We start from the raw sequence: 19,304 nt of genomic DNA on the forward strand, positions 1-19,304 counted from the left end.
CTCCGCCATCCTGCTTTGCTCTCCGAGCTTCGCAGGACAAGTCCTATCTTCAGCGCGAAGCAGGACGCCCTCCGAAGCCTCGGCGAAGGAGAGCCCAAGGCAGCTTACAGGCCGACCGGGCCTATCGAACCCTCCGCTCGCGCACGGCCACGCCGTCGCCCACCCGGTCGTTCGGGTGCAGCACGACCCGATCGCCTTCCGACAAGCCGGACTCGACCTCGGCCATCCTGCTGTCCCGGTGGCCGATCTTGATTACGGCCGTGCGCGCCCGTCCGGCCTCGGCGAGATACACGGCCCAGTCATCGCCCTGCCGGAACAGTGCCGCTACCGGGACGCTAAGGACATTGTCGTCCCGCCAACTCGTCACGTGCACGATCACGCGATAGTCGTGCCCAAGCTGCGACCACATCTCGGCAGGGTCGACGATATCGATCTCCGTGTGGACGCGCTGCTCCTCGATCCCAAGCGCCGAGACCTTGAGAAACCCGGCCGGGTCGATCCGCGTCACCTTGCCCTGAAGCGCGGGTCCGCCCCAACCGTCGATGCGAACTGAGGCGCCCGGCCTGATCTGGACCGCGTCGGTGGAGAGCAGGTCCGCCGCCACCTGCAGGTCGCGCGGGTCGCCGATCTCGACAAGCGGCGCGCCCGGCTGGACCATGCCCTCGCTCTCCTGAACGATCTTCAGGATGCGGCCGCTCGCCGGCGCACGAAGTTGGACGCAGCAGGCCGGATCCGATTGTGCAACATCTCCGGCAGGCTGCCCGAGCCGCGCCTGGATCATCGCGTGTTCATTGCGCCGGACTTCGACCTGCGCCTTCGCGCTCGCCAAGGCTGCCTCGTTGGTGTCCACTTCGAACTTCGCCTTGTCGAGGGCGTTCTGCGAAATCGCTCCGGACTTGGCCAGCCTTTCCGCGCGATCGAGCTCGGCGCGCGAATATGCAAGCGCCGCCTCGAGACGTTTCACCTCCGCTTCCGCGAACGTCACGGCCGCTTCTGCCGCGCCAAGCGCCGCCAACAGTTCTTCGTGCGTGCGAACATCGTGGAGACCGGGGATGGTCGGCTGCATGACCGCCACCACCGTCTCGTCCTTGGCTACCTCGTCTCCGACATGGTGCGGCGGCGAAATTCTGAGCACCTTGCCGGCGATTGGCGCGGATACCGTGTAGATGTGCCGCACCTCGGTCTTGGCCTCGTCATCGACGGTCACCTCCATCGGACCCTTGGCTACCGTCGCCAGGTCGACCGGGATCGGCTGCGGCCATGCGAACCAGACCGCCGCCGCGGCGATCAGGCCAAAGGCCGCGATGCCGCCGATTCTCCTCATCCAGTTGGTCATCGATCTGGTGCGCATGGTCTTCAATCCCGCGTCTTGAGAACAGCAACGAGGTCGAGTCGATTAACCCGCCTGCGGACGATCAGCGCTGAGAGCACAGCCGCCGTAATGACGATCGCGCTGGCGAAGACATAAATGGCAGGGTCGACAACCAGGCGTACGCGCATCAGTTCGCCGGCCAGGTTCGTCTTCATGATCCAGGCAAGACCATAGCCGAGGGCCCAGCCCGGCGGCTGCGCGATCAAGGTCAACAGCGCGAGTTCAAAGAGAAGGATGCCGAGCACTTCGCCGCGGGTGAAGCCAAGCACCCGCAGGCTTGCCAGTTCCCGGGCCCGCTCGGACAGCGAGACACGCGCGTTGTTGTAAACCACGCCGAACGCGATGACGGCGGCGAGACCCGTGTAGATGCTGGACATCGTAGTCACCAGAAGCGCCACGGCGTCGCGGAAAGTGGCGAGGGACGCCGTCTGCAGAGCCAGGCTGCTCACCGCCGGCATGGCCTTGACCGCCGCGTAGAACTCGTCCCGTCTGTTCTTGTCCAGGCTGACGCTCACCCCGTTCGCCATCGGCGCTTCACGCAGCAGCCTGGCGAGCGCTTCCTCATCCATCATCCCGCGCATGCCGAGATAGTCCTCGACCAGCGCCGCCACCGGAAGCGAGACCGTCCGGCGCTCGCTGTCGAGCAAATCGACCTCGACGGTGTCGCCGACCCGCACCTTGAGTATCTTGGCCAGCATGTCCGAGATCGCGAGGCCTGATTCCGGCAGGACCACCGGCCGCAGGTCCGCATCGATGATACGGTTGAGCTCCGCCCCGCGCGGCCTTGCGCGGAGGATGATGCGACGCTCGACATGGCCATTGCGGATGCGGACCTGGACTTCTCGATAGGGTTCCGCATTCAGCACTCCGGGAAGCCTCGCAATCTGGAAGGCCACTTCCCTCGGGCGCTTCTCGAAAAAGCTGACGGTCGCGTCCTGTCGATCCGCAAGGAAGTAGGTCACGTCGACGAGCTGCTCCATCGTGCCCTCCGTGAAGAGCGACACGATCAGGATCGCCGTCGCCAGCGACATGCCGAATGCGGTGAGAAAGGATCGAACTGGATGATGCGCGACGTTGCGCAGCATCATTCTCATCGGCTGCGAGACAAGGCCGGCCGCGCTAAGGCTCAACGGCAGCGTTCGGCGGAAAACCGGCGGAGCCGGCGGCTGCATGGCAACCGCGGGAGCCAGATTGACGACTTCGCGCAAGCCTCGCAGCGCGCCGATTGCCGCGGCAAACGCGCTCAGTCCCGCCGCCGCGACGTAGAGATCGGGGGCCTTGGTGAACAGCAGAAACGGGAAGCGGAAAAAGTCGGCGAATACTCCGGTCACATAGCTGCCGAGCCAGGTGCCGATCAGGCTGCCGATGACGATGCCGACCGCCGTGATGACGCCCACAAATTTCAGGTAGTGCAGGACGATGCCGGCATTGCGGTAGCCGAGTGCCTTCAGCAGGCCGATCTGCTCGCGTTCGAGCGAAACGAGCCGGCTGAGGGTAAGGTTGACCAGGAACGCCGAAACCAGCAGGAAGATCGGCGGCAGCGTGCGGCTCATGTTGTTGAGCATGTCGAGCTCGTGGTCGAGCCAGGCATGCGACGTCTGGTCCTTGCGCCCGTAGGCAGCGTGCCCGCCATAGCGATCGAGCAGGCTGTCGAGACGCATCATCACCTCGCGCTCCGACGTTCCCGGCAGCAGCTTCAGCGACACCGACGAAAAAGCGTCTTCGAGATCATAGGCGCTGGCCAGAGCCCGTTCGGACATCCAGATGACGCCGAAGCGGTGGCCGTCGGGCATGATGTCGCCGGGGCCGACGGCATAGATGTATTCGGGAGAAAGCGCGATGCCGACGATCGTCAGATCGCGCCTGCGACCGTTGAGGGTCGCCGCGAAGCTCGAGCCCAGGGTGAACCGGTGCGCTTCGGCGAAGGTCTCATTGACGACGACCTCGTCGTCCCGGCTCGGATCCGGCGTGCGGCCCGCACGCATATAGAGGCGATTGAGCTTCGGCTCGCCGACCTCGGGCAGCGAGATGACTACGCCGGTGGCCGGAGCGGTCAGACCCGGCGTTTCGAGCAGCGCGAACTGTGCGATGCGTGCATCCACGCTAGCCACACCTGGGATTTCGGCGATCCGGCCGAGGAGAGCTTTCGGCGCCCGTCGCACCGTGGCGAAGACATCGGCGAAGCGGTAGCGCTCGTAGTAAGCCGTCCTCGTCTCATCGAGGGAACGGTAGGAGCCGACGGCGAGGAGCAGCGTTGCCACGCCGCCGCCGACCACCAGCGCGATGGCCAATGCCTGCGCCCAAAGACGCAGGAGATCGCGGAAGAGCTTTATGTCCAGGGCGCGCATGTCTTCACCACTGCAGCTCGGCGACAGCGCGGCGGGCCTCGTTGGTGACGGCCTTCGATATCTGCCCGTCGCTGAAGAACAGGACCCGGTGCGCGACCTCCTGGATGATGGCGTTGTGGGTGATGATGACGGTGGTCGTGCCGAGTTCGGCATTGACCTTCATCAGCGCATCGATCACCCGAACGCCTGTCCTGGAGTCGAGCGCGCCTGTCGGCTCGTCGCAAAGCAGCACTTCCGGACGCTTGGCGATCGCGCGGGCGATGGCGACGCGCTGCTGCTCGCCGCCTGATAGCTGCGCCGGGAAATGATGCATGCGCGGCTCCAGCCCAACGAGGGCGAGAGCTTCCTCGGGACGCATTGGATCATCGGCAATCTCGGTGACCAGCGCGACGTTCTCATAGGCTGTCAGGCTGGGGATCAGATTGTAGAACTGGAACACGAAACCGACGTGGCGGCGGCGATAGGATGTCAGACCCCTGTCATCGAGGTCGGTCAGCCGCAAATCCTTGAAGGACAGCTCGCCGCTGCTCGCGTGATCGAGCCCGCCCATGATGTTGAGCAATGTCGATTTTCCACTGCCCGACGGGCCGAGCAGGACGACCACTTCCCCTGCCGAAATCGCCAGGTTCACGCCGCGCAGGGCGTGCACTTGCGTCTCGCCCGAGACGTAGGTCTTGGTGAGGTCCTTCGCGGTGAAGACAGGGTCGGACATGGATCACTCCGCCCTGCCTGCCCGCATGGCAGCTTGCCTGAGCTCGACCAGGAACATGCCCATGCTCGCGGCCCATAAGATCGTGATAGCCAGCAAGGCCCACCGGAAATCGGATCCTATGATGAAGTTGACGACAGCCATCCATCCGATGGAGGCGACGCCGGCGGCGAGCACGCCCAGAAGAGCCCACCGCTCGTGCCGCCGGAACGACGTCACGGCGACCGTGACGGTGAGGATGCCCGAGGCGACGGCATACCCGCCAAGCACCTGAAACACGCGCTCGAGCCACGATGCCATGCGTGGCTGCTCGGCCTGAAGCTGTTGCAGCGACAGGCCGACGAACCGCACGTCCTCCGGCAATAGCGGCGGCCGAAGGAACATGAAGAAGGCGCCGATGCAGACGAGCGCCACACCGAAGACGGCGAGCAGGATCGCCGAAAACGGCCAGGATCGGCGGTGCCGTGTCATGGCGCCAGGCCTCGTCCAGGGCCGCCGACCGACCCGCCGGACAACCGGTTCCAGCTCGGAATGAAACCCGGAACCTGTGTCATGTAGTTGCGGTAGACGTCGCCGAACGCGGCAATCGCTTCGCGCTCCTCGGCCCGCGCCAGCCTCACATACATCACGACCAGCACCGGGAACATCGCCAGCGTCAGCAGCGTCGGCCACTGAACGAGGAAACCCAGCATCACCAGGATGAAGCCGGCATATTGCGGGTGGCGCACGTAGCTGTACGGGCCGCTGGTGGCGAGAGAACGGTGCTGCTGAGCGTCGTAGAGAACGCTCCATGCGACCGCGATCAGCCAGAACCCACCGCCGATCAGGACGAAGCTCAGCAGATGGAAGGGGCCGAAATGTGGATTGATCCGCCAGCCGAACATCATTTCCAAGAGATGCCCGGCATCATGCGAGAACCAGTCGATCCGTGGATAGCGGGACTGCAGCCAGCCGGAGAGCAAGTAGATGGTGAGCGGAAAGCCGTACATCTCCGCGAACAGCGCGACCAGGAAGGCGCTGAACGCGCCGAACGAGCGCCAGTCACGGGTCGTCGCCGGCTTGAAGAAGCTGTAGGCGAACAGGATGAAGACGGCGGAGTTGACGATCACCAGGCTCCAAAGGCCGTAGGCCTGCATGCTCATGACGGATTCCTTTCGTCGGGCTGGTTGCGGTGGCCCCCACCATGCCCATGTCCTCCATGCTCACGTCCTCTGTGGCCGTGTCCTCCATGCATGAAGAAGTGCATGAAGACGCAGCCGAGCGGCAGCAGATAGAATAGCGCGCCAAGGACATGGGCGCGGTGCTCGGTGAGGAGCAGGAACCCGCCGATCGCAAGGAAGCCAAGCAGGACAAGGCCTGCCCGGGACGTCAGAAAGGAGCCTTGCGGTTGGTCGTGGTCCGAATGGTCATGCATTGACATGCTGGTCTCCTATTCGACGATGAGGCGGCCGCGGAACATGCCCATGGGGCATGCGAATCCGAACTCGCCTGGTTGCTTGGGCATCAGATCGACGGCGACGGTTTCACCGGTAGGCAGATCGGCGCTCCTCTGGAAATCGGGGAAGATCACCTTGTCCGAGCAGGAGGCGGTTTCCTCACGGCGGAAATTCAGCCGGACCGGGCGGCCGCTGCGGACGACGATCGTGTCGGGCGTGTAGCCGCCCTTGACCAGGATCATCGCCTCCTGATAGCCGCCGCTCGTATCCGCGGCGCGGATGCCCTTCGAACGCTTGAGCCAGAAGAACCAGATGATGAAGGCGACCAGGCCGATCCCGGCCACGGTCACTATCCAGCGGTCGGGTGTCATGAGCCTGTCCTCCTCGGCTGAAAGAAGCGCAAACGATTGGCGTTGGTGACGACGGTCACCGAACTGAAGGCCATGGCGGCGGCTGCGATGAGGGGAGAGAGCAGAAGCCCGATGAACGGGTAGAGCACGCCCGTCGCGACCGGGATTCCCAGCGCGTTGTAGCCGAATGCGCCGACGAGGTTCTGCCGGACGTTGCGCATCGTCGCCCGGCTGATCTCGATCGCCGTGACCACGCCCATCAGACTGCCCTTGATAAGCGTCACGTCGCTTGCCTCGATGGCGACGTCGGTTCCGGTGCCGATGGCGAAACCGACATCGGCCTGGGCGAGCGCCGGCGCGTCGTTGACGCCGTCGCCGACCATGCCGACCGACTTGCCTTCGAGCTGTAGTTTCTGCACCTCGTGCGCCTTGTCGTCTGGCAGGACCTCCGCCAGCACGCGATCGATGCCGACCTCGCGCGCGATTGCCCGACCCGTGCGTTCGTTGTCGCCGGTCAGCATGACGACCTCGATGCCGAGCCCTCTCAGGATTTCGATCGCCGCCCTGGAATCCGGCTTCACGGTGTCGGCGACCGCGATCAGTCCAGCCGCCTGCCCGTCGACCGCCACATACATCGGCGTTTTGCCTTCATTGGCGAGGCGCTCCCATTGGGGCAGCAGCGCGTCTGCGGGAACACCGCGGTCGCGCATGAGCTTGGCGTTTCCGAACAGCACATCATGGCCGTCGATCCGGCCACTGACGCCGTGGCCCGGGATCGCCGCGAAGCCTTCAGCATCGACCAGCTCGATCAGCCACGCTTCGGCGCCCTTCACGATGGCCGAGGCCAGCGGATGCTCGGAACCGCGCTCAAGAGATGCAATGAGCCGCAGGACGGCGCTCTCTTCGTGGCCCGGCGTGACCACGACGTCGGTCAGCGCCGGCTCGCCCCTGGTGATCGTGCCCGTCTTGTCGAGAATGATCGCGTCGAGTTTCTCGGCCGCCTGCAGCGCGTCGCCCGAGCGGATCAGGATGCCGTTTTCCGCTCCCTTGCCGATGCCGACCGTAAGCGATGTCGGCGTGGCAAGGCCGAGCGCGCAGGGACAGGCGATGATCAGCGTCGTGACCAGGACGACCGTGGCATAGATCAGCCGCGGCTCAGGCCCGAAATCGTACCATGCCACTGCGGCCAGGATCGCGACGATCATGACCGCGGGCACGAAGTAGCCCGACACGGTATCCACCACGCGCTGGATCGGAGCCTTCGACCCCTGCGCGTCCTTCACCATGCGGATGATGCTTGCGAGCGCGGTATCCTTGCCGACCTTGGTAGCGGTGAAGCGGAAGCTGCCCGTCTTGTTGAGCGTGCCGCCGATGACCTCGTCGCCGGCCTGCTTTTCGACCGGCATGGATTCGCCGGTGATCATCGACTCGTCGATAGCGCTCGATCCGGCGCTCACCTTGCCATCGACCGGGACCTTTTCGCCGGGACGGACGATCACCGTGTCGCTGACCAGCACCTCCTCGACGGGGAGGTCGATTTCCTTGCCGTCGCGCACGACTCTTGCCGTCTTGGCCTGCAACCCGATCAGCTTCTTGATCGCCTGCGAGGTTCGGCCCTTGGCCTTGATCTCGAGGGCGAGACCCAGCACGACGAGCGCCACGACGACATCGGTGACGTCCCAGAAGACTTCGGCCAGCGCCATGTCGGGAAAGATCCCGGGCCATGCGACCGCCACGACCGAATAGAGGAACGCCGCCGTGATGCCGATTGAGATCAGCGTGTGCATATTGGCAGCGCGGTGCTTCAGCGCGTCCCACATGCCGACAAAGAACTGCGATCCGGACCACAGCAGGACGGGCAGGCTCAGCACGCCAAGCAGCGCCCAAACGATCCGGCGCGTGTCGCTGCCCATGGGCATCCATTCGCGCAGTCCCGGAATGAGATCGGGATAGCTGAGAGCCATCACCGGGAGGGAGATGACGGCGGCGAGCCAGAACCTGCGCATCAGGCCGCGGTATTCCTGCTCGTTGGCCGCCTCCGCCGGGTCCAGCGTCTCGTCCGTGGGTTTCACCTTCGGCTCGGCGACCCGATAGCCGGAGGATTCGATCGACCTCCTCAATTCCTGGAAATTGGCCCGTTCCGGTTGATACTCTATGTCGACAACGTTGGGTGCGAGGCTGGCGCGGGCGGCGATGACGCCCGGGGTCATCTTCAGCGCCAGCTCGACACGTGTGGCGCATGAGGTGCAATGCATGTTCTTGATCGGAATGCGCATCGTCGCCGTACCGGCGGCGTAGCCGACGGAGCGGATGGCGCGCAGGATTTCGGCGACCTTTGCCTGGGCAGGATCGTAGCTGACCATCGCCGTCTGGGTGGCGAGATTGACTGAGGCGGTCTGCACCCCTTTGACGGCCCGAATGGCTGTTTCGATCGTTGGCGGGCAGTGGGCGCAGTTCATTCCTCCAATGCGGAGGGTGAGTGACTCGCGCGCCTCGGCCAGGCCACCAGACGGGTGGTCAGGGATCGCGGCTTCTGTCCGCATGTTCATGAGTTTTCTCCTCGAAATACATTCGCGACCGAAGCCAGCGTAGGCCCGGCACAAAAGAGCGATCCTGTTCGGCAGGCGTGGAATTTGCCCGCCGAGCAGGGCGTCAGAGAACGGAACGAGGGGGCCGAAAGGCTTCGTCAGGCCTGGTCAGCGCGAAACCCGATTGGTCGGGGAAAGCTGGGGCGCCAGGCTCAGCTGCGGAGGCGAGATCAGGACCAGCTGCCAGAGCAACTGCCGAACAACCGAAACAATGTCCACCCATGCACAGGCCGCAATGGCCGTCATGGCAACCCGACTCGTCCAGGGTTGATGCCGACAGAGAGGCCGCCGAGGCCTGCCGATCGGCCTTGCCATCGGCAACCGACTGGACGACCTTGGCTGACGAGAAGTCTGGTGATGCGCCGAACTCGTGCGCTTGCGCCGAGCCCGAAGGCGTCAGCAACAGGAAAAGGGCAAGCCCGAACGCAAGCATGATCGCACCGAAGGGGCCGCTTGCAGTCCGATGGCGTCGCTGCCAGATGTGACAAGATTGTTCAAGCACAGCAAGGCTTCCGAGCTATTCACCATGGGCATGATCGCCCCTTCGATTCAGATGCGCTTTGATGTGCGTCAAATCGATCGACCCACTCGCGGGGACCAAAGCAATCAGTTCAGCCAGGATTCGCATCGTTCAGCCAGCCGCCGTTGAACCCGGCGCGGCGCAATCCGGTGAGGATGTAAGGGCAACCGCGCATCAAGCGCCAAACCGTGTCGCTCAGGTGGTTCTCGATCATCAGCACGATGGGGCCCTGGTTGATGCCGAAGTGCCAGGGCGACACCCACCACCCGTACGGATTGCCAGGCTCGCCCGGGTGGGTGGGATTGAAGGCCGCCTTGAAGCCGTATCTGTTGAACTCCTTCAGCTTCGCCTGATGGATGCAGAAGTCGAGCGCCTCCAACACGATCTCCGGAGCGAACGGCAATGAGGCGGCGACCGCCCATGGAGCGAGCGTGCCGTCATCCGGTCCATAGGGAACGCCGCGGCCGACATAATCGTAGAACTCCCGCTGGACACCATTGAGTTTGAGAGTGGCCGGACCAGGTCCCTCGCTTGCGGTGATCCCCCAGCAGCATTCGCGGTAACCTTCGAACTTACGCGGATTCATGATGGCATAGCATTGCTGGAGATAGGTCGCCCGCCGGCTGTTCTCGAAATAGTCGATGCCCTTCCCGCGCATGAACGCGTCCTGTATCCCGCGAAAGTCGATCCAGACATGCGACAGCTGATGCGTGAACAACGACCCCGCATAGAGATATTCGTAGCCGTAGCAGCTTTCCCAGCGATAGGTCGACGTCCAGGCGGCGTAGCTGCTCTCGGGAAGCGGAAAGGTCGGTGAGCCGAGCGCCAGAATGTAAAGCAGGAGGGCCTCGTCATAGCCCTCCCAGCGGTATTTGATGAACCCGTTTTCCGGGGTCCAGCCATGCGTCACCGTTGCGCCCTGGTTCTGTGCCCACTGCCAGTCGGCACGGCGATATAGCGCATCGGCAAGCGTGCGGATTTCCTGCTCGTCGGCGGTCTCTTCACCGAAATACGCGGCCGCCGACAGGGCGCCTGCCAACAGGAGGGCGCTGTCGATCGTGGACAGCTCGCACTGCGAGGCGCGCCGTCCTGTCTGCATGTCGAGGAAATGATAGTAGAGCCCACGATAGCCGGTCGCGTCGGGCTCCGGCCCCTGGGGACTCGTGTGGAAGAAGCGGAGCGTAGCCAGGGTCCGCGCGACGGCTTCTTGCCGGGTCATGTATCCGCGCTCGACGGCGACCGGATAGCAGGTGAGAGCGAGACCCGTCGCCGCTATGCTGGCCGGCCAATCGGCGGCGGTCTTGTCGCGGATGAGGCCGTTGGCGGGATTCACCTCGCCCAGGAAGTAGTCGAAGGTTTCGCGCTGCAAAAGCAGCAGCTCTTCCGCGCGGACGCTCCGCTTCGTCTTCATGGTCTCACCTGGAGATCTCGCGTCGATCGCGGGGGCCCTCGTGGTCTGGTGCAACGGCCCCTTCATGTCTCACATCATGCCCATCGGGGCCGGCGCGAGCAGCTTGTCGGCCACCGCCTTCTGGGCATCGTCCAGCGACGCGTAGAAGGGCTCCAAAGCGACCTTGAGCCGCCTCAGTCCCTCGAGCCGCGTCGACAGCATTCGCTCCTGAACCTCGATCCGCTCCACTGGCGTTTCGGGGCCGGTATCCCCGCCCATCATACCGGCCGGCATTTTCGCCATCATGTCCTTGGCCGAGTGAGCGTTTGCCCGCAGCGCCTCGGCGACGGCGTCCCACAGGGGCCGCTGGGCCTTGGTGAGTTTCAGTTCGGTCGAGAGGAAGGCGATCCGCCCCTCGACATGGTCGGGCGACATCATCTGACCCATAGGAGTGTCGCCGCCCGCCATCATCGCCATCATCATCTTCATCATGCCGTTCGGCATCATGGTGTTGGACAAGTTGCCCATCATCATGGGCATCCCCGAGCCAGTGCCTCCGTCCTCCGCATTCTCCGTCGCGGCAGGGGGCGGCGAGGAGTCTCGGTGCCAGCCGGATGATGCGCATCGTTCGCGAGAACGGGCGCCGAGAATGCGAGGACTGCTCCGATCGCCAGGGTCCTGAAGAGGGTATTCATATGGTTCTGTCTCATGGTCCTGTCCTTGAAATCGGTTAGGCGGTGTAGTCGACGACGGTCATCATGCCGGTCGCCATGTGATAGAGGTGATGGCAATGGAACGCCCATGTCCCTGGGTTGGCGGCGTCGAATGCCACCGTCACCTCGTGCATCGGCGGCAGCCAGACGGTGTCGCGCACGGCTCCCGCGAAGCGGCGGCCGTCGATGGCGACAACCTGGAAATGATGGCCGTGGAGGTGCATGGGATGGCCCATCATGCTGGCGTTGCGCAGGACGAGTTCGATGCGCTCACCCTTTCGCACGGCGATCGGCTGATGGTTGCCCCATGTCCTGCCGTTGAGCGTCCAGGAGTAGCCCTGCATGGTGCCGCCAATCTCGACGGCCTGGTTCCGGTTCGCCGATGTCAAGGCTAGAGGCTTGGCGGCGACGAGGCTGGACTCGAATGCGAGGTCGAACGCGGCTGTCGCCTGATCGCCAACCGGCGCGATGCGCTTTACCGCGCCGCCCCTGGTCGCCAGCACGAAACCAGCGCGCTCGACACTGCCCTCACGCAGCGCCAGGATCGGCCAGGCTCCCGCCTCGTCCGGAATACGCAGCCGGATGTCGAGGCGCTGGCCCATGGCGAGCGGAAAGCGGCGACCGCGCACTGGCGTGACGGCATTCCCGTCGACAGCGATTGCCTCGCCCTCGATCGACCCGGTGTCGACCCAGAATGCCGTGGCGGTCGCGCCGTTGATGAGGCGCAGCCGGACCGTGCCGTTGCGTTCGACAGCAAACAGCTGTGGATCGTCCAGCGTCCGGTCGTTCGCCAGGTAGGCGTCGTATTGGATGTCGTTGACGTCCATCGGCATGGCCATGCCTTGCCCGTCCGACATGCCTTGCCCGCCCGACATCCCTTGCATGTCCATGCCTGACATGCCCGACATCGAGTGCCCGGCCATGCCGCCGGTTCCCGATGCAGGCGCCGATCCGGTCAGCCCGGCCAGCAATTCCTCAGGCGTCTTGAAGCTGAAGTCGTGGAAGAGCACCACCAGGGGCTGCTCGTCCGCACCTGCCTCCGCAGGATCCGTGACGACCAGCGGCGCGGCAAGCAACTGCTGTTCCTGCAGCGTGTGGGCATGCATCCAATGCGTGCCCGGCGTCGCGACGGGGAAGCTGTAATCATAGGACTGGCCCGGCTGCAGCAACGGTTGCGGCAGGTCGGGCACGCCGTCCTGTCCGAACGGCGGCGTCAGGCCGTGCCAATGGATCAAGGTCGGCGCGTTCAGCCCATTTTCGAGCCGGACCTGGAAGTCATTGGCGGCCGAGGTGACAAGCCCATGGGTGCCGTCGGGCTGGACGAGACCGAAGACTTTGGCGGCACGGCCGGCCACATCGATGACGCGGGTATCGGCCCGGATGATGCTGGGGGAGGCTGCCTGTACAGCGCGGGGATTGATCAGCGGCAGGACGATGCCCGCGGCGCCGGCAGCCACCGTGGATGCCAGGAACTGGCGACGGGATATGGATTGCATTGCAAAGCTCTCATGTTCGTGACTCGAGGGCCGGATTGACCGGCGGCGAAGCGCACGAACGCCAGGGCGCGTGCGCTCAGGCGGTCACGACGAGGTTCGGAGGGCGCAGCCCGACAGGCACGTCACTTGGAGAGGATACGAAAGGCGGCGCCGTCGCGACGGGATGGCCTCCCGAAATCGCGACGAAGAGATGGACGTCAACCGGGACGCAGAATGAGCAGCTTGAAGCCGAGATGCAGCATGTGCCTTGATGGCGCGCATGGCCGAAATCCTTGCACGGGGCGGAACCATCATGTCGGATCGCCGCGGAGCCATGATTATGCTCTGCGGCCCACTGGGCGCCAAGCGGAGACGCGGCCGAATTGGCATGGCTGGAAAGGACCGTGGTGAACGCCATCAGCAAGGCGAGGCAGCAGGCGAGCCAACGCGAGCCGCCAAATCCTGACGAGCGCTTCATTGAACGGCCAAGCCTTGGTCGGATGCCTTTCCGATCCACAATCAAACCTTTCCGAGCCACGGCAAACGCCATCTTGGAACTAATCATATCCCGGAGACGTGGGCCGTAATTTGCCAAACTCGATCAAGCACAATGCGGCTTCCAAGTTCTTCACATTAATGATTACCTCTTCAATCAAAATGCGCTTTGACATACGTCAATCCGATCGAACCGGCTCTGGGGACAATTCGGGGACAAATAAGAGGATCTCTGGTGGAACCATCCCGCGGAGGACCATTTTCGACATACGCCCTGGGCCGAACCCAATCGGCTGTTTCACGATGGTTGATAGGATGACCGCGCGAACCATCATGGCAGCCCTGGCAATTGCGTTTTCCCTCTCGCCTTCGCATGCAGCACAGCATCGTCTGCCGAACGGTTACAAATGGGGCCGCTGCCTGCTCGTCGTTCACGGCGAGACGCGCATCTCCGGAAAATGCTCCTACCAGATCGAGCAGGGCGGCGATTTCAACATCCAGGGCCCCAAGCAGGTTTTCGCGGGTATCGACTATCCCGACACGCATAGCGGGGCTGGCGAGATGTCCAAGGATTACTGGGCGGTCGTCTACAAGGACGGAGATTCTTGGGCAGGCTATGCCAACGGGGATATTCGCGAGACGCACGGCGAGGTGGGCGATTGGGGAGAGCTTCGCCGCGAAGGCGCCTGCTATATCGGGAAGGACGTCAAGGTCTGCCTTTGGCGTTGACCGGCTCAAGGCGATTGCGGGGTTGAATTCAAGCAGATCGAACTGGTGGCGAATAACCTAGTCGCCGCCATCCTCCAGATCATGCAATGTGTTTGCCCGGCGCGGTGTATCGCCGAGGCCCCGACGGCGCGGCTTCGACCGCGAGAGGGCACGCGCTTCCTGCCCGCGGATGTGCTATATTTCATAGACGCGAACATCTCTGAATGAAATTGCCAAGGCAAGCAGAGCCGCAACTTGAGTTGAGGATGCGCGCCATGAGGTTCTGGGTCGCCATCGTTGGTTTCTTCCTCCTGACCGCGGCAGATCTGCTGCCGCAGCACGGCGCCCTTGCCGCCCAGGGCAATCGGGTTGCGCTGGTCATCGGCAACAGCAAATATGTCTATGCGCCCGCTCTCCCCAATCCCGCGAGCGATGCCCGCCTGATGGCCGACGTACTGCGCAAGGTCGGGTTCAACGTTATCGAAGGCGTCGATCTCGACTATACCGGAATGCGGGATCGGCTGAACAAGTTCACTGAGGCATCCTACGACGCGGCCACGGCCTGCAGGTGAACGGCAAGAACTATCTCATCCCGGTCGATGCCGAGCTTACCGCGCCGGCGCATCTCAAGACCCGCACTGTCCAGATGGACGAGTTGCTGGCTGCTCTTCCGCCGGACCCGGCAGTCGGCATCGTCATTCTCGACGCCTGCCGCGACAATCCGCTGGCGAGGACCTTGGCGGCCTCCTTGCCGAAAAGCCGCTCGACCACGGCTCCGGGCCTGGCCCCCATTGATGTCAGCGGGTCGGACGTCGGCACCGGCGGCGTGCTGATCGCCTTTGCCACCGACCCCGGCGCGGTGTCCTATGACGGCGGCGGCGCCAACAGTCCCTATACGACGTCTCTTGCCAGGCATATCGCCGAGCCCGGCGTGGAACTCCAGAGCGCGCTGACCCGGGTGCGCGGCGAGGTGACGGCCGAGACCAGCGGCAAGCAGCGGCCCTGGCACAACGCATCGCTCGGCCGCGAGGCCTTCATCGGTCCGCAGACCGCGCAGCCGCCGGTACCGGTCCAGCCGGCTGCGCAACCATCCGCGACCGCGGCGCCGGCGGAATCAGCCAGCACCGACGGGCGCGGATGGGAAATCGAGCAGCGGGTCTGGGACGAGGCCTCGAAGCGCAACACGCTGGCGCATTATGAAGCCTATCTGCAGCAATTCCCCAACGGGGCATTCGCCGATCTGGCGCGTCTCAACATCGACCAGCTCAAGAAGCAGCCGGCCACCGTTGTGGCCAATGTACAGAGCGAGACGTCGCGGTCGGCAACCGCCGTGGAACCTCCGGCGGCCGCGCCCAAACCAGAGACCGACGCCGGGACCGAGCTGACGGAAAGCGCGATCGGACTTGATCGCCAGGGCAAGGTCGACTTGCAGGAACGGCTTCTGGCGATCGGCTACGACCTGGACGCCGACGGCGACCTCGGCGCCAAGACCCGCCGCGCCATCGGCCAGTGGCAGGAGGCGAATGGCTTGCCCACGACCACATTCCTCACCCCGAAGCAATATGCCCGCCTGAAGCTCGACACGGACGACGCGCTGACGACGTACCGCGCCAAGCAGGCATCCGATGCGCCAGCAAAGAAACAGGAAAGCGTCGCGCCGCAAAGGCCGCAGAAACCGCAACCGGTCGTCCGCGCCAGGCCGAGGCGTCAGGACCAGCGCGAGGCTGCCAATCCAAGACCGGCGCCAAAGCCAAAGGCAACACCAGCGCGGAAGTCCGCATACCACATGTGCAGCGGGATTGACGGCACCTTCCAAATCCCGGCAGCACAGAGATGCCCGTTGAGCGGCTACGCCAACCACTGAAAAGGCGGCGGGCTTGCACCGATGGCATTAGAGCGTTTCACCGTTTCACGGAAACGGCGAACCGCTCTATCTCTTTGTTTTGACGCAGTTCCTGACGGAAAACGGTGTCACACTTTTCCTGGAATTGCTCTAGTCCCTCGATTCTCGCATCGCTGTTGCGCTCAGACTTCGCTGAACTCAACATCCGCCTCGCGGATGAAATCGCGCAGCATTTCCATGTCCCAGGACAGCGGCCGGTCGTCGCTGTAGTGCGGGATGCGTCGGCGCACAGCGCGGTAGACGGCGTCCGTTCCGGGTGCCCGCGCGGCCTTACCGGCCAGAAAATCATGCGCCTGCGCGGCGGCCATCAGCTCGATCGCCAGGATGTATTCGGCGTTGTCGATGACGGCCAGAAGCTTGTTGGCCGCCACGGTCGGATGGGCGAGGAAATCCTCCTGCAGGCCGGACGTGACGCCGCCGTCCGTCGCCGCCGGCGCGGCGAGGCGCCGGTTGACGTTGCTGAGCGAAGCGGCGGTGTACTGGGCGATCATGAAGCCCGAATTGCAGCCGCCCTCGGCGGCGAGGAATGCCGGCAGATTGTTGACCAGCGGATTGACGAGGCGGTCGATGCGGCGCTCGCTCATGGCCGCGACCTGCGCCAGCGCGATCGTCAGACCGTCGGCGGTCTGCCCGAGCGCCGGCGCCACCGGATGCGCCTGCGAAAACACTTTCGGTTCATCGGGCGTGCCGGCCACGGCGGGATTGTCGGTCACTGAAGCCAATTCACGGTCGACCAGCAGTGCCGAGCGCTCCAGCACCTCGCGCGCCGCGCCATGCACATGCGGCACCGCGCGCAGGCTGAGCGCGTCCTGCGTGCGGCTGCCATGCGCAGCCTGGATCAGCCCGCTGCCGTCGAGCAGACGCCGCAGCGAGGCGCCGACCGCCTCGATCCCGGGCGACGGCCGCATGGCCAGCACGGTTTCGTCGAAGGCCGCCATCTGCCCGCCCGCGGCTTCCAGCGTGAGTGCCGCCGCCGCATCGGCCCAGGCGAGCAGACGCTCGGCGCGAACCAGGGCGATGCTTGTGAGCCCGGTCGCGCATGCCGTGCCGTTGACGAGGCTCAAGCCTTCCTTGGCGCCCAGCACCAGCGGCTCCAGGCCGATCTCGGCCAGCGCCTCGCGGCCGCTCATCTTGCGCCTAGCGACAGTCGCCCTGCCCTCGCCGATCAGAACCAGCGCGATATGGGCATTGTGCGTGAGATAACCGGCCGATCCTCGCGACGGAACGTCCGGAACGCAGCCCCGCTCGAGGAAGGTGAGCAGGTTGCGCACGATCTGTGGCCGCACGCCCGAATGGCCATGCGCGAAATTTGCCACCTGCGCGGCGATGACTGCGCGGATGCTGCGTTCCGGCACCAGTTCGCCGACGCCGCAGGCATGGCTGAGGATGATGTTGCGCGACAGCTTCTCCTGCAAAGCCGGCGCCACCACCTGGCTTGCCAGCGCCCCGACCCCGGTGTTCACGCCATAGGCGCGAATGCCCTTTTCCACCAGGCTTGCCACGATGCGGTTGGCATGGGCGATGCGATCCCACGCGGCGTCGGTCAGTACCAGCATTTCGCCGTCGCCGACACGCGCGATGTCGCGCCAGCTTGCGGCATCGTCGATGGTTACTGTCATTGCGAACCTACCCGGGCTGCTAGCCGCCAAAAAGTTGCGCTGAATCCCTGTGTCCCAGCAGCGCCGTACCTAAGGCTTCTCAGGCACGCTTTTTGTCGGAATTTCGCCGTGGCGGCGGACAAAAGTGAAAATATCAGCGCAACTGCATCGACCTGACCGACGTCCGGCGCATTTCCAGGAAAAGCGTGAAACGGTTAGTTGGCGACCTCACCGTGGCCTCCGCCCGGTGGGCTGAGCATTGCTACGCCGCGCGCCGACGGCAGCGCCTGGTTAAGACAGTTGTCGCAATTGCCGCAGGCCTTCGCCTCCTCGCCGAAATAGCCGAGCAGCACCTGGCGCCGGCAGTGCGCCGTCTCGCAATAGCCGATCAGCGTGTCGAGCCGGCGATGCGCCCGTCTCTTGTGCTCGGGCGAGGTATCCTCCTCGTCGATGAACATGCGGCGCGTGCGGATGTCGCCTGCGCCGTAGAGCATATGCGCTTCCGCCGGCCGGCCGTCGCGCCCGGCGCGGCCGATCTCCTGGTAATAGGCCTCCAGGCTGCCCGGCAGGTCGGTGTGGAAGACATAGGCGACGTCGGGCTTGTCGATGCCCATGCCGAAAGCGATGGTCGCCACCATGACGACGCCCGACAGGCTCATGAAGGCGTTCTGGTTCGCTTCCCGCGCCTCCTTGCTCATGCCGGCATGATAGGCGAGCGCGCGCACGCCGTTCTTCTCCAGGAAGGCCGCCATTTCCTCGGTCTTGCGCCGCGACAGGCAGTAGATGATGCCGCTTTTGCCGGGGTGCCGCTCGACGAAGCGCAGCAGCTGGCGCTTGCTGTCTTGCTTGGTCTCCATGGCCAATTTGATGTTGGGCCGGTCGAAACCCAGCGCCAGGGTTTCGGCGCGTCCGGCAAACAGTCGCGCCTCGATATCGCCGCGCGTCGCCTCGTCCGCCGTCGCCGTCAGCGCGATGATCGGCACCTGCGGAAACACGCCGCGCAGTTGCGCCAGGTCCTCATATTCGCGGCGGAAGGCCGGTCCCCATTGCGAGATGCAATGCGCCTCGTCGATGGCGATCAGGCTGACATCGAGCCGTGACAGCGCGTCCAGCATACGCTCCGTCATCAGCCGCTCCGGCGCCAGGTAGAGCAGCCGCGTCTGCCCGGACGCCACGCGGCGCCAGGCCGCCACATTGGCCTCGCGATCGAGCGAGGAATTGATCGTGTCGGCGGCGACACCGGCAAGGCGCAAGGCGGCGACCTGATCCTGCATCAGCGCCACCAGCGGCGATACCACGATGGTGAGCCCGCCCTTGACCAGCGCCGGAACCTGATAGCAGAGCGACTTGCCGGCGCCCGTCGGCATCACCGCCAGCACATGGCGTCCCGCCAGCAGCGCCTCGATCACGGTCGCCTGCCCCGGACGGAAATCGTCGTAGCCGAACACATCCTTCAGGACGCGCCGCGTGGGATCCTCGGCCCGGATGCTCGCTGCCTGTGCCGGCATCAGGCAGACACCGGACAGGAGGTCGTTTTCGGGAAGGTGCGAAGAGCAGACAAGTGATTCACCGCGTGATGCCTTGGAGTAGCGCAGCCGCGACCCGGCCACAACCGCGCTTTGCGGTAACCCTGTCGCCTCGCGCCAATGTCGCATCGAAAAGCCATGGCTGGCACACTGGCTGGAGAGCCCCGGCTGCT

The 19,304-nt window shown here is 64.5% G+C and carries 15 protein-coding genes and 1 pseudogene; 3 read left to right on the forward strand and 13 right to left on the reverse strand.

From position 1 onward, the window contains the following. Window positions 1-121 precede the first annotated feature (121 nt). The 11 genes from EJ068_RS13420 to EJ068_RS13470 form a co-directional block, all read right to left on the reverse strand. The gene (locus EJ068_RS13420) at window positions 122-1,351 is read right to left on the reverse strand and encodes an HlyD family efflux transporter periplasmic adaptor subunit (RefSeq protein WP_245463413.1); all 1,230 of its coding nucleotides are present in this window, start codon (window positions 1,349-1,351) and stop codon (window positions 122-124) included. Window positions 1,352-1,356: 5 nt separating this feature from the next. Continuing rightward, on the reverse strand, window positions 1,357-3,720 hold the full coding sequence (locus EJ068_RS13425; protein ID WP_127249581.1) for an ABC transporter permease: 2,364 nt from the start codon (window positions 3,718-3,720) through the stop codon (window positions 1,357-1,359). Window positions 3,721-3,724: 4 nt separating this feature from the next. After that, window positions 3,725-4,432 carry an ABC transporter ATP-binding protein gene (locus EJ068_RS13430; protein ID WP_127249582.1) on the reverse strand — a complete coding sequence of 236 codons (708 nt, stop codon included), beginning with the start codon at window positions 4,430-4,432 and terminating at the stop codon, window positions 3,725-3,727. A 3-nt stretch (window positions 4,433-4,435) separates the two neighbouring features. Continuing rightward, the gene (locus tag EJ068_RS13435; RefSeq protein ID WP_129554591.1) at window positions 4,436-4,900 is read right to left on the reverse strand and encodes a hypothetical protein; all 465 of its coding nucleotides are present in this window, start codon (window positions 4,898-4,900) and stop codon (window positions 4,436-4,438) included. Next, a complete protein-coding gene (locus tag EJ068_RS13440) occupies window positions 4,897-5,571 on the reverse strand; it encodes an isoprenylcysteine carboxylmethyltransferase family protein (RefSeq protein WP_127249584.1) in 675 nt (224 codons plus the stop codon). The genes EJ068_RS13435 and EJ068_RS13440 overlap by 4 nt, the downstream gene beginning before the upstream one ends. Then, window positions 5,568-5,849, reverse strand: coding sequence for a DUF2933 domain-containing protein (locus EJ068_RS13445; RefSeq protein WP_127249585.1), 282 nt, complete (start codon window positions 5,847-5,849; stop codon window positions 5,568-5,570). Before EJ068_RS13445 ends, EJ068_RS13440 begins: the two co-directional genes overlap by 4 nt. Window positions 5,850-5,858: 9 nt before the next feature. After that, complete coding sequence (locus EJ068_RS13450; RefSeq protein WP_126080597.1) at window positions 5,859-6,236, reverse strand: cupredoxin domain-containing protein; 378 nt, start codon at window positions 6,234-6,236, stop codon at window positions 5,859-5,861. After that, window positions 6,233-8,764 (reverse strand): copper-translocating P-type ATPase, encoded by a 2,532-nt coding sequence (locus tag EJ068_RS13455; RefSeq protein ID WP_127249586.1) that lies wholly within the window; start codon window positions 8,762-8,764, stop codon window positions 6,233-6,235. Before EJ068_RS13455 ends, EJ068_RS13450 begins: the two co-directional genes overlap by 4 nt. A 650-nt stretch (window positions 8,765-9,414) precedes the next feature. After that, the gene (locus tag EJ068_RS13460; protein WP_127249587.1) at window positions 9,415-10,734 is read right to left on the reverse strand and encodes a glucoamylase family protein; all 1,320 of its coding nucleotides are present in this window, start codon (window positions 10,732-10,734) and stop codon (window positions 9,415-9,417) included. A gap of 69 nt (window positions 10,735-10,803) precedes the next feature. Beyond that, window positions 10,804-11,247 (reverse strand): Spy/CpxP family protein refolding chaperone, encoded by a 444-nt coding sequence (locus EJ068_RS13465; protein WP_189341864.1) that lies wholly within the window; start codon window positions 11,245-11,247, stop codon window positions 10,804-10,806. 196 nt (window positions 11,248-11,443) lie between these two features. Beyond that, the gene (locus EJ068_RS13470) at window positions 11,444-12,922 is read right to left on the reverse strand and encodes a multicopper oxidase family protein (protein WP_127249589.1); all 1,479 of its coding nucleotides are present in this window, start codon (window positions 12,920-12,922) and stop codon (window positions 11,444-11,446) included. A gap of 789 nt (window positions 12,923-13,711) precedes the next feature. Between EJ068_RS13470 and EJ068_RS13475 the strand changes: the two genes are divergently transcribed. The 3 genes from EJ068_RS13475 to EJ068_RS33665 all read left to right on the forward strand — a co-directional run bounded on the left by EJ068_RS13475 (window position 13,712) and on the right by EJ068_RS33665 (window position 15,968). Next, window positions 13,712-14,125 carry a hypothetical protein gene (locus tag EJ068_RS13475; protein ID WP_127249590.1) on the forward strand — a complete coding sequence of 138 codons (414 nt, stop codon included), beginning with the start codon at window positions 13,712-13,714 and terminating at the stop codon, window positions 14,123-14,125. Between the two features lie 254 nt (window positions 14,126-14,379). After that, window positions 14,380-14,676 carry a caspase family protein gene (locus tag EJ068_RS33660; protein WP_281059021.1) on the forward strand — a complete coding sequence of 99 codons (297 nt, stop codon included), beginning with the start codon at window positions 14,380-14,382 and terminating at the stop codon, window positions 14,674-14,676. Further along, window positions 14,673-15,968, forward strand: a complete 1,296-nt coding sequence (locus EJ068_RS33665) for a caspase family protein (protein WP_281059022.1) — start codon at window positions 14,673-14,675, stop codon at window positions 15,966-15,968. Before EJ068_RS33660 ends, EJ068_RS33665 begins: the two co-directional genes overlap by 4 nt. Window positions 15,969-16,129: 161 nt before the next feature. On the opposite strand, the gene hutH is transcribed toward EJ068_RS33665, so the two are convergent. Continuing rightward, on the reverse strand, window positions 16,130-17,626 hold the full coding sequence (gene hutH / locus EJ068_RS13485; RefSeq protein ID WP_127249591.1) for a histidine ammonia-lyase: 1,497 nt from the start codon (window positions 17,624-17,626) through the stop codon (window positions 16,130-16,132). Window positions 17,627-17,892: 266 nt separating this feature from the next. Further along, a pseudogene (locus tag EJ068_RS13490) lies at window positions 17,893-19,113 on the reverse strand (ATP-dependent DNA helicase RecQ); the annotation flags it as partial. Window positions 19,114-19,304: the final 191 nt, after the last annotated feature.

It is taken from the genome of Mesorhizobium sp. M2A.F.Ca.ET.043.02.1.1 (genome assembly GCF_003952405.1).
Lineage (GTDB): Bacteria > Pseudomonadota > Alphaproteobacteria > Rhizobiales > Rhizobiaceae > Mesorhizobium.